The 14,717-nt window shown below is 71.4% G+C and carries 12 protein-coding genes; 4 read left to right on the top strand and 8 right to left on the bottom strand.

What is annotated here, in order from left to right; translation table 11 throughout:
* Positions 1–489: 489 nt before the first annotated feature.
* Positions 490–1,983, top strand: a complete 1,494-nt coding sequence (locus NE358_RS04480; protein ID WP_289941891.1) for an MFS transporter — start codon at positions 490–492, stop codon at positions 1,981–1,983.
* A gap of 34 nt (positions 1,984–2,017) precedes the next feature.
* On the opposite strand, the gene NE358_RS04475 is transcribed toward NE358_RS04480, so the two are convergent.
* Positions 2,018–2,788 carry an SDR family oxidoreductase gene (locus NE358_RS04475; RefSeq protein ID WP_180993473.1) on the bottom strand — a complete coding sequence of 257 codons (771 nt, stop codon included), beginning with the start codon at positions 2,786–2,788 and terminating at the stop codon, positions 2,018–2,020.
* 146 nt (positions 2,789–2,934) lie between these two features.
* On the opposite strand from NE358_RS04475, the gene NE358_RS04470 reads away from it, so the two are divergent.
* On the top strand, positions 2,935–4,257 hold the full coding sequence (locus NE358_RS04470) for a bifunctional o-acetylhomoserine/o-acetylserine sulfhydrylase (RefSeq protein WP_103210083.1): 1,323 nt from the start codon (positions 2,935–2,937) through the stop codon (positions 4,255–4,257).
* Positions 4,258–4,518: 261 nt separating this feature from the next.
* Here the strand turns inward: NE358_RS04470 and NE358_RS04465 are convergent, their stop codons facing one another.
* Positions 4,519–5,217, bottom strand: a complete 699-nt coding sequence (locus NE358_RS04465) for an SDR family NAD(P)-dependent oxidoreductase (protein WP_289941890.1) — start codon at positions 5,215–5,217, stop codon at positions 4,519–4,521.
* Positions 5,218–5,365: 148 nt separating this feature from the next.
* Between NE358_RS04465 and metX the strand changes: the two genes are divergently transcribed.
* Positions 5,366–6,571, top strand: coding sequence for a homoserine O-acetyltransferase MetX (gene metX / locus NE358_RS04460; protein WP_116238474.1), 1,206 nt, complete (start codon positions 5,366–5,368; stop codon positions 6,569–6,571).
* 395 nt (positions 6,572–6,966) lie between these two features.
* On the opposite strand, the gene NE358_RS04455 is transcribed toward metX, so the two are convergent.
* The 4 genes from NE358_RS04455 to NE358_RS04440 all read right to left on the bottom strand — a co-directional run bounded on the left by NE358_RS04455 (position 6,967) and on the right by NE358_RS04440 (position 10,965).
* The gene (locus NE358_RS04455; RefSeq protein WP_289941889.1) at positions 6,967–8,247 is read right to left on the bottom strand and encodes an MFS transporter; all 1,281 of its coding nucleotides are present in this window, start codon (positions 8,245–8,247) and stop codon (positions 6,967–6,969) included.
* Between the two features lie 91 nt (positions 8,248–8,338).
* The gene (locus tag NE358_RS04450; protein ID WP_103210075.1) at positions 8,339–8,665 is read right to left on the bottom strand and encodes a thiamine-binding protein; all 327 of its coding nucleotides are present in this window, start codon (positions 8,663–8,665) and stop codon (positions 8,339–8,341) included.
* 48 nt (positions 8,666–8,713) lie between these two features.
* A complete protein-coding gene (locus NE358_RS04445; protein ID WP_103210073.1) occupies positions 8,714–10,021 on the bottom strand; it encodes a glycosyltransferase family protein in 1,308 nt (435 codons plus the stop codon).
* An 86-nt stretch (positions 10,022–10,107) separates the two neighbouring features.
* Positions 10,108–10,965, bottom strand: a complete 858-nt coding sequence (locus tag NE358_RS04440; protein ID WP_289941882.1) for an ADP-dependent NAD(P)H-hydrate dehydratase — start codon at positions 10,963–10,965, stop codon at positions 10,108–10,110.
* Positions 10,966–10,993: 28 nt separating this feature from the next.
* Here NE358_RS04440 and NE358_RS04435 point away from each other — a divergent pair, with 28 nt between their 5' ends.
* On the top strand, positions 10,994–12,052 hold the full coding sequence (locus NE358_RS04435; protein ID WP_141375440.1) for an NADH:flavin oxidoreductase/NADH oxidase: 1,059 nt from the start codon (positions 10,994–10,996) through the stop codon (positions 12,050–12,052).
* A gap of 210 nt (positions 12,053–12,262) precedes the next feature.
* On the opposite strand, the gene NE358_RS04430 is transcribed toward NE358_RS04435, so the two are convergent.
* Together NE358_RS04430 and NE358_RS04425 are read right to left on the bottom strand one after the other, a co-directional pair.
* Positions 12,263–13,318, bottom strand: a complete 1,056-nt coding sequence (locus NE358_RS04430; RefSeq protein ID WP_103210066.1) for a hemolysin family protein — start codon at positions 13,316–13,318, stop codon at positions 12,263–12,265.
* Entirely contained in the window at positions 13,315–14,646 is a 1,332-nt protein-coding gene (locus NE358_RS04425; protein WP_499318318.1) for a hemolysin family protein, read from the bottom strand. Before NE358_RS04425 ends, NE358_RS04430 begins: the two co-directional genes overlap by 4 nt.
* Positions 14,647–14,717 lie beyond the last annotated feature (71 nt).

Raw genomic sequence — 14,717 nt, 5'->3', positions numbered from 1 at the left:
GAGGCCCGCCCTAGGCGCCTCCCCCTACGGAACCCGCGCGCGCGGTCTTCGGCCAGGCCCGAGCGCGCACGAAACCCGTGCCGGTGCGACACTGGCGAGAACCGCTCACGCTCGATCCGGCGCCGGTCGCCCGCGGGATGCAGATGCGCCCCGGCCTGCACTCGGGGAGGTCGCGGGGGCGAGAGCACGTAAAGTCGGAGTCGGCGAGAGAGGATCGTCGAGCTGCTCGGCAGGGCGGGCGACCGTCGGATCGTCGAGCCGCGCGAACCGGGTCACCCTCTCGGACGGCGTCATGTTCCCTCGCAGTCCGACCCCCTCACTTGCCGCGGACCGCACGTCGCACCCCTCCAGACTGCCCCCTTTTTTTGCACGTTTACGAGTGAACGTAGCACGCCGAATCCGTGCGACGACATCCCGGCTCCGCGGGTCGGGCTCTGCCGCGTCCGGGGGTGCCATCGGCACGCGCGGCGACGGTGTTACTCTCGCGCCATGTCGCGCGTCTCCGGCGCGGTCGCACGGGTGCGCGCCTCCGCGCTCGGGGTGACCGCGGGCCTCATCGGTTGGTTCGTCCTGGTGGAACTCGCCAGCGGCATCCTGCAGGGGTTCTACGTGCCTCTCCTCCCCGACATCGTCACGCACCTCGGGATCCGCGACGCCGACGTCAACTGGTTCGAGGCAGCACAGCTCCTGCTCTCGGCCCTCGTGCTCCCCGTGCTCGCCAAGCTCGGCGACATGTTCGGCCACAAGCGCGTCCTGCTGTTCTCGGCCCTGGCGACCGCTGCGGCGAGTTGGTGGCTCGTGTTCGCGGACTCGTTCGGCTCCTTCCTCGCCGCCTGGGCGCTGCAGGGCTTCTATGTCGTCTGGCTCCCCCTCGAGATCGCCCTCATCTTCGACCGCGGCCGTCGAGTGCAGCACGGCGTGTCACGGACGCGGCGGGCGGCCGGCCTCCTGGTGGTCGGATTACAGATCGGCGCCATCGTCGGCGCTCTCGCAGCCGGACGCCTCTTCACCGCCACCGGAGGCGACCTGCGCCTCTCGCTCGCCGTCCCGGCGATCGTGGTCACCGTCGTCTGCCCCGTCATCTGGCTCGGGATCCCGGAGTCCGAGCGGCCGGACGGGCGGCGCCGTCTCGACGTGGGCGGCTTCGCGATCCTGGCCGGTGCACTGCTGTGCGTCACCGGCGCGCTGTCCTTCGTGCGGTTGCCCGACGGACCGGGACCCGTCGTCGTCGTCGGACTCCTCCTCGCGGGCGTCGTGCTGGGAGCGATGTTCGTCCGATACGAGCTCGCTCAGCGAGACCCGGCGATCGACATCCGCGTCCTCCGACGCCCCGAGATGTGGCCGGTGCAGACCACGGCCTTCCTGGTGGGCATCAGCCTGCTGGGCGCGCAGGGTCCCCTCGCCACCTATGCCGGAACGGACCCCGCGCTCGGGTACGGACTCGGATTGGATGCCACAGACCGCTCGAACGTGATCGGGGTGTACCTCGTGTCGGTCATCGTGGGCGCCGTCCTCTTCGCCGTCACCTCGCGGCGCGCGAGTCCGCGCCTCGTGCTGATCGGCGCTGCCGGGCTCGTCGGTGTCGGTTACGCGCTGTTCCTTCCGCTGCACACCACGCTCTGGCAGGTGCTGCTGTGCCTCGGCGTCGCCGGACTCGGATCGGGGGCGCTGGTCGCGGCGATGCCGGCGGCGGCCGCAGCGGCTGCTCCCCGCGGACAGACGGGAGTGGCGACCGCCCTCACCAACACGACCAAAACCGTGGGCGGCACGATGTCGTCCGCCGTCTTCGGCGTCGTCCTCGCGGGCGGTGCGGGGGCGGTGGTCGGCACGGCCGCCCCCTTCGCCGGGTACCTGACGGTCTGGATCATCTGCAGCGCCGGCGGGTTCCTCGCCGTGATCCTGCTCCTGTTCGTGCCGAAGGTCGCGTTCGCTGACACGGAGGCGAGCGCACGTCCGGCCGCCGCGAACGGAGAGATCGCCTGAGCCGCGCCCCCGGTCAGGGGGACGCGCCATCGCGTCAGCGTGTCGTCAGAGGCCCCCGCGCCAGGAGGTGCTGCGCCGACTGCGCGACGGGGCGCAGGGTCACCAGGTCGAGGTTGACGTGGCCGGGCGCATCGAGCGCATAGACGATGACGTCGGCGACGTCGCCCGCGACGAGCGGCGACTCGACCCCCTCGTAGAGCTTGTCGGCGGCATCCTGATCACCGCCCAGGCGGTTGAGGGTGAACTCCTCCGTGCGCACCATGCCCGGGGCGATCTCGATGACGCGCAGCGGCTCGCCGTTGAGCTCCTGGCGCAGCGCGTGCACGAGCATGGCCTCGCCCGCCTTGGCCGCGTTGTACCCACCGCCGCCCGGATAGGCCACCTGCGCGGCGGTCGAGGTGACGAAGAGCAGGTCGGCGTGGCCGCTCGCGTCCGCGGCCCGGCGCAGGAGCGGGAGAAGGGATGCCACGAGCCGCTGCCCCGAGAGCACGTTCGCCTCGAACATCCAGCGCCAATCCTCGGCATCGCCGTCTTCGATCCGGTCGCTGCCGCGGGCCCCGCCCGCGACGTGCACGAGGGCGTCGACGCCCCCGGTCTCGCCCAGCCAGGTCGCAAGACCCGCGATGCCGTCGGCGTCGGTGAGGTCGGCCGCGTGCGCGACGACACCCGTCTCGGCCTCGAGGGCTTCGAGACGGTCGGCGCGGCGGGCGACGCCCACCACGTCCCACCCGCGCGAGCGCAAGAGCCTCGCCGTCGCCTCTCCGATACCCGAACTTGCCCCGGTCACCACTGCGCGTCGCGTCATGGCATCCACGCTATCGGTCCCTTCCGTCACCGGGACGGCCGAGGTGTTACGGCCCGTGTCCGGGGCGCTTGTCGCTGCCCGGGGCGATCCCTACGCTCGCAGCAGGCCAGGGCGTTCGCCCGGCCTCCCGAAGCTGAGGAGCAGTCATGTCGGCACCCGAGAACTGGCGTTTCGAGACCAAGCAGATCCACACGGGTGCCCAGCCCGACCCGGTGACCAAGGCGCGTGCCACCCCGATCTACCAGACCACCTCGTACGTGTTCGACAACGCCGACCACGCCGCGAACCTGTTCGCCCTGGCCGAGTTCGGCAACATCTACACGCGCATCCAGAACCCCACGCAGGACGTCGTCGAGCAGCGCGTCGCGGGCCTCGAGGGCGGCACGGGCGCCCTCCTCGTCGCCAGCGGCCAGGCGGCCGAAACGTTCGCCGTGCTCAACATCGCGCAGGCCGGCGACCACATCGTCTCGTCCAGCTCGATCTACGGCGGCACGTACAACCTGTTCAAGTACACGCTCGCCAAGCTCGGCATCGAGACCACGTTCGTGGAGAACCAGGACGACCCCGCCGAGTGGCGCGCCGCCGTCCGCCCGAACACCAAGCTGTTCTTCGCCGAGACCATCGGCAACCCCAAGATCAACGTGCTCGACATCCGCTCGGTCGCCGACGTGGCGCACGACGCGGGCGTGCCGCTCATCGTCGACAACACGATCGCGACCCCGTACCTGATCCGACCCTTCGAGCACGGCGCCGACATCATCGTGCACTCGGCGACGAAGTTCCTCGGCGGACACGGCACCACGATCGGCGGCGTCATCGTCGACGGCGGAACGTTCAGCTGGTCCGAGCACTCCGACCGCTTCCCGGGCCTGACCACGCCCGACCCCTCGTACCACGGCGCCGTCTACACGCAGGCGGTCGGCGACGGTCTCGCGTACATCATCAAGGCGCGCGTGCAGCTGCTGCGCGACCTCGGCGCCTCGATCGCCCCCCAGAGCGCGTGGCAGCTCATCCAGGGCATCGAGACCCTGTCCCTGCGCATCGAGCGCCACGTCCAGAACGCACAGGAGATCGCGGAGTGGCTCGAGTCGCACCCCGACGTCGCCACGGTGAACTACTCCGGCCTCCCCACGTCGCCCTGGTACGCCGCCGCGAACAACTACGCCCCCAAGGGCGTGGGTGCGGTCCTGTCGTTCGAGCTCAAGGGCGGGGTCGAGGCGGGCCGCGAGTTCGTCAACTCGCTCAGCCTCTTCAGCCACCTGGCCAACATCGGCGACGTGCGCTCGCTCGTCATCCACCCGGCCTCGACCACGCACTCGCAGCTCACCCCCGAGCAGCAGCTGACCGCGGGGGTCACCCCGGGCCTCGTGCGACTGTCGGTGGGCCTCGAGAACATCGACGACCTCAAGGCCGACCTCGACCAGGCCCTCGCGTCGGCGCGTCGCCTGTCCGAGGCCGCGCGCGCCTGACGCGGTGTCGCGAACGCCCCGTCCCGGCTCTCCGGGCGGGGCGTTCGTGCGTCTCCGAATCTCGAGCATCTGGGGGGAAGCGATCGGTCCGACCACACCGCGCCTACCGCCTCGGATCGAGCCCGCGGGAGGAGATTCGGGGAGCGGAGGACCGACGTCGCCGCATTCCCCCTCCGCCGCCCGGATCCCCTCCGCCCACGGGACCTCCCCCACCGGAACCGGGCCGCCCGGGCCGTGCCGGCGCACGAGCGGAACCCCGCGCTACACCTTCTGACGCGGCCGCAGACTCCCCAGCCCGCCGTCGACGCCGAGCACCTGTCCCGTCATCCAGGCGTTCTCGGGCGCGAGCAGGAACTCCACGGCGCGCGCCACGTCGTCGGGCTCGCCGAGCCGCCCCAGCGGGTGCATCGCCTCCGACACCGTGCGCGACACGTCGCTGGAGGTGAGCTTCTCGGTCAGCCGGGTCTGGACGAGACCCGGCGCGACGGCGTTCACGCGCAGTCCGTGCGCGGCGTAGCTCGCCGCCGCCGACAGGGTCAGTCCGATCACTCCGGCCTTCGCCGCGGCGATCCCGTCGTGGTTCGGAAGACCTGCGAGGGCGGCCGCCGACGACACGAGCACGACCGCACCGCCGTCGCGCATGTGCGAGCCCGCGGCGCGCACCGCAGCGAACGCCGTGGTGAGCGAGGCGGCGATGAGGTCGTCGTACTGCGCGCGAGAGGTCAGGTGCGCGGGCTTGAGCAACATGGAACCCGCGAACACCGCGATGCCGTCGAGCTCCCCCGCCTCGCCGACGACGCGGTCGACGGCGTCGAAATCGGTCGCATCCAGGAAGAAATCGGGCTCGATCCGCGAGGAGTCCCGCGCGGTGGTCACGACGCGGTGACCCGCGCCCTGCAGTCGTGTCGCCGTCGCCTGACCGATGTCGCTCGAGGCCGCGATGAGGAGGAAGTTCGCCATGCCGCGATCATGACGAGCCGACCCGTGCGTGGGCGGGGGCTGGACAACGGTGTTCACCGGTGGTCGGGGCACCGCGCAGACCCTTGTCGTCGCCGCACCGGTCGTAACAGTTCGTGGCGATCCTCCTCACCTAGGGAGAATGGATGCCATGGACTGGCAGATCTCCGAAGACACGGTGCCCTCGGCCCCGGTGACGGAGGCGGACGCCCGCTCCCTCCTCGGCAGACCCCCCGCGACCGGCGCGTGGCGCGACGGCGACCCCGTCGGAGACCGGCGCTTCGCCGCCTTCGGCGTCTTCGAGACCGAGAGCGGCGAGTCCCTCCCGGCGTTCCGCCTCGCGTTCGAGACCTGGGGGGAGCTCTCCCCCGCGCGCGACAACGCCGTGCTCATCCTGCACGCCCTCACCGGCGACAGCCACGTCCGCGGCTCCGCCGGTCCCGGGCACCCCACGGCCGGTTGGTGGAGCGACCTCGTGGGGCCGGGGGCCGCGATCGACACCGACCGGTACTTCGTCGTCGCTCCGAACATGCTGGGCGGCTGCCAGGGCTCCACGGGTCCCGCGAGCGTCGCCCCCGACGGCTACGAGTGGGCCTCGCGCTTCCCGTACCTCACGATCCGCGACCAGGTGCGAGCCCAGGCCCTCCTCGCCGACCAGCTCGGCATCGAGCGCTGGAACGCCGTCGTCGGCGGGTCGATGGGCGGAATGCACGCGCTCGAGTGGGCCGTCGGCTTCCCCGACCGCGTCGAGCGCGCGGCGATCCTCTCCGCACCCCCCGTCACCACGGCCGACCAGATCGCGTTGAACTCCGTGCAGCTCGACACCGTGCGCGTCGACCCGCGCTTCGCGGGTGGCGAGTACTACGACTCCGGCGACGGCGACGGCCCGCACCGCGGTCTCGCCCTCGCCCGGCGCATGGCGCTGCTCAACTACCGCAGCCCCACCGAACTGAACCAGCGTTTCCAGCGATCGTGGCAGTCGGGGGTGAGCCCACTCGGCCGCGGTGGTCGCTTCGCCGTCGAGTCGTACCTCGACTTCCACGGCAACAAGTTCACGCGGCGCTTCGACGCCAACAGCTACCTCGTCCTCGTCGAGGCGATGAACTCGCACGACGTCGGCCGCGACCGCGACGGCGTCGAAGACGCGCTGCGCCGCGTCACCGCCACGACCCTCGTCCTGGGCGTCGACAGCGACCGCCTGTTCCCCATCGACGGGCAGCACCGCATCGCCCGCGGCATCCCGAACACCCTCGACGCAGACAGCGCGATCGTCCTCTCGAGCGACTTCGGCCACGACGGCTTCCTCATCGAGACCGCCGCGGTCGCCGCGCACCTGCGCCGACTCCTCGCGACCTGACGATCGGCGGATGCCGCGAGCCCACGGCATCCGCCGATCCGCCCGACGGGGTTCCCGTCACCGCGCGAGCCCGCCCGCGCGCCAAGTGCGGGTCGCGGCCCGAGCGGCGGTGATGGCGACGACCGCTGCGCCTGGTCGAGTGTCCACGACACCCGGACGACGTCGCGAAACGCCCGGGTGTCGTGGACACTCGAGGGTCGCCCGCCGCGAAACGCGCGCGACACGACAGCGTCGCCGGACGCCGGGTGGCCGCGGGACGCCCGGTCGCCGCGGGACGCCCGGTCCTCGCGGGACGCCCGGTCGTCGGTGGACCCGTGAGTGTCCACGACACCCGGACAATGCAGCGGAACGTCCGGGTGTTCTGGACACTCGCGGGAGGCGGCCGGCCGACCGCGTCAACCCTGCGTCGGGATCGATCCGGTGATCGCGGTCTGCGCGGCCTCGGCCGCCGGCATCCGGTGATCGGGGTGGCGTCCGGTGCGGTCCTCGACCCGGTACGCCACGATCGCCACGACGAGCCCACCCGCGGCGAGCACCGCACCGACCCACGCCGGCGCCACGAGACCGAGCCCGGCGGCGATCGCGAGACCGCCCAAGAAGGCACCGAGGCTGTTGCCGATGTTCAGCGCCGAGTGGTTGAGGGCCGCGGCGATCGACTGGTTGTCTTCGGCCACGTCCATGAGGCGCGTCTGGATCGCGGGGCTCAGCGCCGAGCCGCAGAACGCCACGAGGAACGCGAACAGCACCAGGCTCACGATCCACCCCGCCGTCAGGGCCAGACCGACGGATGCCGCCCCCAGGGCGACGAGGCCCGTGAAGAGCCAGAACCGCAGGTCTTTGTCGGCGAGGGCGCCGCCGACGATGTTGCCGATCGTCATGCCGATGCCCACGAGCACCAGCACGAGCGAGACGGCCCACTCGGGCTGACCCGCGATCTCGGTGATCATGGGGGCGATGTAGCTGTACATCGCGAAGAACCCGCCGAAACCGATCGCCCCGATGCCGAGGGCGAGCCAGACCTGACCGATGCGGAACACTCGCAGCTCGTCGCGCAGCCGCCGCCCCGGTGAGCCGGGGTGCTTCGGCACGAACAGGGCGATGCAGATCGTCGCGAGCAGGAAGATGGCGGTGACCACGGCGAAGGCGGCGCGCCAGCCGACCTGTTGACCGAGGAGGGTACCGAGGGGAACGCCGACGACGTTGGCGATCGTCAGGCCCGTGAGGACGAACGCCACGCCCTTGGCGCGGTTGCCCGGGCCGAGAGCGTCGGCGGCGACGAGAGCACCGATGCCGAAGTACGCGCCGTGAGGGAGCCCGGCGAGGAAGCGGGATGCCGCGACGAGCTCGAACGTGGGGGCGATCACGGTCAGCAGGGTGAAGAACGCCAGGGCCGCGGCCAGCACGATCATCACGCGGTTCCGCGGGAAGCGGGCCACGGAGCCGGCGATCGTGGGAGCTCCGACGACGACGCCCAGGGCGTAGAGCGAGATGAGCCAGCCCGCCTGGGCGATCGCGTCGTCCGGGGACGCGGCCCACGCACCGGGGACGAGTTCGCGGGCGATGTTGGGCAGCAGGCCCATCACCACGAACTCGGTCATGCCGATGCCGAAACTGCCGATGGCGAGAGAAAGGAGCGCCCGCATCGCCGCACCTCTCGAGGTCGTCGAAGAGGTCACCAGGCGATGCTAGTCGGCGCGCGGGCTCGGGTCGAATCGTTTCGAGAGTCGGGAGTGGCGTGGTCGCCGAACGCTCCCCCCGCCCCGGGGGTCAGTCCGCGCGGCGCTCCAAAGCGTTCTCGAGGCGTTCGATCTTGCCGTCGAGCTCACCGGTGCGCCCGGGGCGGATATCCGCCTTCAGCACCAGCGAGACACGCGATCCGTAGGGCATCACGGCATCCGTCGCCGCCTTCACCACGGCGAACACCTCGTCCCACTCCCCCTCGACCTCGGTGAACATCGAGGTCGTGCGGTGCGGTAAGCCCGAGGCGCGCACGACGGCGACAGCCGCGGCGACCGCGTCGTGAACGGATCCGTCGGGGTTCTCCGTGGCGGCGGTGCCGACACCGGACGGGGCGACCGAGAAAGCGATGAGCATGGATCGAGACTACGTCTCCGCCCCGCGACACGGGACGGCTCGCCCCGATCAGCGCCCGGTCGGAACCCGGGCCGGGATCGGACGGCGCCCCGTCACGATCTCGCGAAGCCCCGCCGGCGGACGCACACGCCCCGTGGGAACGCGCACGACGCGCACGATCGCCCACACCAGCAGCACGAGGGCGAGCAGGTTGCGCGCCTCGAGCACCACCACGGGGAAGGGGTTCGGGTGCGTCGCCATGAGTCCGTCGTACAGCAGCGGGTACATCCACTGCGTGAGCGCGGCGATCACGAGCGTCATCCCGGCGAAGGCGTACCAGCGACGGCGGTCGATCATGAGTCCGAGCACGACAGGAGCGAACAGCCACACGTAGTACTGGGGGGAGCCGACCTTGTTCAGCGCGATGAACGCCGTCACCAGTGCCAGGGTCAGTGGTGGGAAGAGCGAGAGGAAGGTCGCCCCGCGGCGCATCTTCGCCACGCCGACGATCGCGACGGCGACCATCGTGAGCAGCATGATCGGTGTCATCGCGGCGATGAGGGGCTCGGCCCCGGGCCCGGTCACCTGGAAGGTGAGCACGCCGCCGTCGTAGTAGACCTCGCTCCCCGGCACGTAGAACGCGGCGAGGAACATGTACAGACCGCCGACGGGGGCCTCCATCTGGATGCCGCGCGAGGTCTGGTCGCCGACGAAGCCGAAGACATAGGGCGCTCCGCCCAGGGCCACGACGGGGATGATCGTCGCGAGCGACACCGCGACGGCTCCCCACACGAGAGCGAGCCGGCGGCGAACGACGATGAGCCCGGCGGCGAGGATCGCGGCGGGCCACACCTTCATCCACACCGAGATCGAGAGCAGAAGGGAGGCCACGAACGGGCGCCGGAGCATCCAGATGCTGCCGAGGATCGCGAAGGGCACCGTGATGCCGTCGATGCGGTACAGCCCCACGGGGCCGATCAGCAGGATGGCGGCGAGCCAGAACCAGGCGGCGAGCACACGACCGGTCGAACGCCCCTTGCCGACCAGCACGACGAAGGCGACGAGGTTGAAGAGCGCGACGGTGATCGCCCACGCCGGGGTGTAGCCGACGGCCCAGGCGAAGACCCACGCGAACGTCATCGGCAGGAACGCGAGCTGCGGATAGATCCACTTCTCGGTGATGCCCGGCCAGGCCCACGCGTCGCTCCGCGTGCACGAGGTCACATCGACGCCGCCGAAGAGGGCGCACCGCGACCAGGGTTCGTACACCAGGTACACATCGCCCATGGGTTCGTTGGGCTGCTGGTAGCCCAGGATCCCCACCACGACGTGCACGGCGACGAATGCGACCAACAGGGGAACGACACGCCTCAACACCGCCTCATCCTAAGCGGGCGACGCGCGGCGCCCCGGACCAGGGCGGGCCGGACCCCCGCCGTCGAGCGGCTCGGCGCGGAGAACCGTTACGCGATCGAGTCCCTCAGCACCGCGGCCACGACGCCCGGCAGGGCTTCGGCGACGTCGAGTGCCGCGATGGGGCCCCCGCCGTCGCCGCGGGCGAGGGATGCCACCCGCCCGGCCCTCCCGTGCAACCATGCGGCCGCGGCGGCTGCGGCGGCCAGATCCTCCACGCCGTCCCGCCCGGCGGCCACCGATCCCGCCAGCACGGCCCCGAGCACTCCGCCGAGCACGTCGCCGGTGCCCGCGGTCGCGAGCCACGGCGTCCCGGCCGAGACGCGTCGCGTCCAGCCCCCGGCCGCCGCGACGATCGTGACCGCGCCCTTCGAGAGCACGACTCCCCCGAAGGCCTCGGCCGTCTCTCGCGCCGCCGCCTCTCGCGCGTCGTCGTCGCGCGCATCGACCCTCGGCAACCCGAGACCGTCGCGCAACCGGTCGAGCTCCCGCGCGTGGGGCGTGACGATCACGGGGGCCGTCGCTCCCGCGACGAGATTCAGCGCCCCGGCATCGACGACCACGGGGATCTCACCCGACAGGATGCCGCGCAGCGCTGCGGTCTCGGCCGCGTCGCGCTCGGCGGCATCCGTACCCGATCCCATCACCCACGCCTGCACGCGCCCGTCGGCCGTCACGGTCTCGGGGCGACGCTGCAGCACGAAGTCCTGGGCACGTGCGGGGCCGAGGTAGCGGACCATCCCCGTCCCGGTGCGCCACGCGGCCTCGACACCGAGCACCGCAGCGCCCGGGTACCGGGCCGAGCCGGTTCGCAGCCCGACCACCCCGCGGGCATACTTGTCGTCGTCCGCCGTTGGCTTCCGCAGTGCGCGGGCGACATCGTGCCCGCTGAAGTCCTTCGCCGTCATGGCGTCACCCTAGAACGCAAAGGTCCTCATGAGTGCCCTCTTCACACCCCTGTCCATCCGCGGTACCGAGGTGCGCAACCGCCTCTGGGTCTCCCCCATGTGTCAGTACAGCGCGATCGAGGGGGTCCCGAACGACTGGCACCACGTGCACCTCGCGCAGTTCGCCGCGGGCGGTGCCGGCATGGTGATCGCCGAGGCGACGGCCGTCTCGCCCGAGGGCCGCATCTCGCCCGAGGACGCCGGTATCTGGACCGACGAGCAGGCGGAGGCGTGGACCCCCATCGTCGCCGCGATCCGCTCGCGCGGTGCCGTCGCCGGGGTGCAGCTCGGCCACGCCGGCCGGAAGGCCTCGACCACCTCGCCCCTCACCGGGGGCCGCGGCACGATCGCTGCCGCCGAGGGGGGTTGGACCACCGTCGCTCCCTCGGCCCTGGCCTACGACAGCTTCGCCGCCCCCGTCGCTCTCGATGCCGGGGGGATCGAGAAGGTCGTCACCGACTTCGCGGATGCCACCCGCCGGGCCGTTCGCGCCGGTTTCGAGGTCGTCGAGGTGCACGCCGCCCACGGCTACCTGCTGCACCAGTTCCTCTCTCCCCTCACCAACCACCGCGACGACGCGTACGGCGGGTCGTTCGAGAACCGCGTGCGCCTGCTGGTCCGCGTGACCGAGGCGGTTCGCGCCGCCGCGGGGGACGCCGCCGTGTTCGTGCGCTTCTCGGCGACCGACGCGGCCGACGGCGGCTGGGACGTCGCCGACACCGTGGCCGCCGCCCGTCTCGTCGCCGACGCGGGCGCCGACCTCATCGATGTGTCCAGCGGAGGCCTCGTGCCCGAGCAGCGCATCGTCCCCGGCCCCGGCTACCAGGTCGACTATGCCGACACCGTGCGCCGCGAGACGGGGCTCCTGGTCAGCGCGGTCGGCATGATCGACGACCCCACGTTCGGCGAGCAGATCCTCGCCGACGGGCGCGCCGATGCGATCATGTCGGGTCGGGAGTGGCTCCGCGACCCGCACTACGCGCTGCGCGCCGCGGCCGCTCTCGGTGCGGACTCCCCCGCCCCCGCGCAGTACCTTCGCGCCTACTGACCACCGCCCCGATCCAGGTCACGTGATCTCGCGCCGTACCGCCCGCTTCAGGGGCCGGATCACGTGATCTCGCCCACAGCACGCGCCACGACGGGTGCTGTGGGCACGGTCACGTGATCTCGCGCCGCGCCGGCCGCTCGCACCCGCGCGACCTCACACGAAGACACCGGATGCCACGGAGCCCCGGCTCCGCGGCATCCGGTGTCGTGTTCAGACGAAGCGACGACGCTCGGTGGCGTCCTGCACTTCGCCGACCAGCTCTTCGATGACGTCCTCGAGGAAGAGGACCGACTGCACGTCGCCGCGCTCGTCGCGCACCTGTGCGAGGTGGCGACCGGACCGACGCATCAGAGCCAGAGCGTCCTCGAGGTCGGTGGTCTCGAGCATCGACACCATGTGGTGCACGCGCTTGCTCGGGATGGGCCGCGCCATGTCGGCATCCGATCCCTCCGCCGCGCGCAGCACGTCTTTGAGGTGCACGTACCCGGTGGGGTGCCCCGTCTCGTCGACGATCACGTAGCGCGAGTAGCCGTGCTGGGCGACGGCCCGCTCGATCTCTGCGGGGGTGGTCGTCTCGGGGAGGGTCACCAGCGCGCTGACGGGCACCGCGATGTCGGCCGCCTTCTTCTCGGTGAACTCCACCACGGCGGTGACCGTTCCAGCCGAGTCGTCGAGGACGCCCTCGCGGCGCGACTGCGTGACGATCGTGGCGACCTCGTCGAGCGTGTAGGTCGAGGCGGCCTCGTCCTTCGGCTCGACACGGAACAGCCGCAGCACGTGGTTCGCGGTCCAGTTGAGCGCCACGATGATCGGGTGGAACGCCTTCGAGACGGCCACGAGCGGCGGGGCGAGCATCAGGACGGCGCGGTCCGGCAACGAGAACGCCAGGTTCTTCGGGACCATCTCGCCGAACACCACGTGCAGGTACGACACCACCAGCAGAGCGACGACGAAGCCGACGACGTCCACCGCCGCCTCGGGAATGCCGGTGAGCCCCAGCGGTCCCGCGAGCAGGTGATGGATCGCGGGCTCCGAGACGTTCAGGATCAGCAGCGAGCAGATCGTGATACCCAGCTGGCAGGTCGCCAGCATGAGGGTCGCGTGCTCCATCGCGTACAGCGCCGTCTTGGCGGCGCGCGATCCCCGGTCGGCGTGCGGCTCGATCTGCGAGCGTCGTGCCGAGATGACGGCGAACTCGGCGCCGACGAAGAAGGCGTTGGCGGCCAGGAGGACCACCAGCCAGGCGATTCCGGCCCAGTCGCTCATCGCTGGTCACCGCCCTTCGCCTCGCGGACGAGGTCGCCGACGTTCTGCTCGACCGGGGTCGGCGTGAACTGCACGCGATCGACGCGACGGCCGTCCATGCGCTGCACGGCGAGTCGTCCGTCCTCGAGATCGACGGTGTCGCCGACGGCGGGGATGCGCTCGAGCGCGGCCATGATGTATCCGCCCACCGTGTCGTAGACCTCGCCCTCGGGCACGCGCACCCCGGCACGGTCGAGGGCCTCGTCGGGGCGCAGATCGCCCGGGAAGGCGACGAAGGCGTTCGTGCGCACCACGCCGGCGCGTGAGCGGTCGTGCTCGTCGAGCACCTCGCCCACGATCTCCTCCACGAGGTCTTCGAGGGTGACGACTCCGGCCGTTCCGCCGTACTCGTCGATGACGATCGCCATCTGGTAGCCGCGCGAGCGCAGCTCCGAGACGAGGGCGTCGAGGTGCACGGTCTCGGGGACGCGCAGCGGCTCGGTCGACAGGGCGGCCACGGGCACCTCACCGCGCTTCTCGCGCGGCACGCCGATCGCGGCCTTGAGGTGCACGACGCCGACGATGTCGTCCATCGACTCGCCGTACACGGGGAAGCGACTGTGGCCGGTGCGCCGGGCGAGCTGCACCACGTCGTCGGCGGGGTCGCCCGCGGCGAGCGCGTGCACGCTCGGCCGCGGGGTCATCACATCGGCCGCGCTGAGGCGCGCGAAGGTGAGACTGCGATCGAGGAGGGACGCCGTGTCTTTCTCGAGCATGCCCGCGCTGGCCGAGCGCTTGACGAGGCTCGACAGCTCCTCGGCGGAACGCGCTCCCGACAGCTCCTCCTTGGGCTCGACGCCCATGGCGCGCAAGACGCCGTTGGCGCTGCCGTTGAGCACGACGATCGCGGGCTTGAACACCGCCGTGAACGCGACCTGGAAGGGCATGACGAGCTTGCCTGTCTGCCGCGGAATCGCCAGCGCGAAGTTCTTGGGGACGAGCTCGCCGAGGATCATCGAGAGCACCGTGGCGAAGCCGACACCGATGATCGCGGCGAGCGACACCGTGATCGCCTCGGGCAGTCCCCAGGTCTGGAACACCGGCCTCAGCAGGTTCGAGATCGCCGGTTCCATCGTGTAACCGGTGAGCAGCGTGGTGAGGGTGATCCCGAGTTGCGCGCTCGACAGGTGCGTCGACGTGATGCGAAGAGCATCGATCGTCAACGACAGCCGGGTCTCCCCGGCGGCACGACGCGATTCGAGGTCGGCACGGTCGAGGTTGACGAGGGCGAACTCGCTCGCGACGAAGAGTCCGGTTCCCACGGTGAGCACGAGCCCCACAACCAGCATGACGTAATCCATCAGGCATCACCCCCGCTCGATCGCTCGGCGGAAGAGGGTCGTTGGGGCCTGGGTCTACA

The organism is Sphingomonas sp. G5, assembly GCF_052660795.1.
This window is presented reverse-complemented; position numbering and strand designations above follow the sequence as displayed.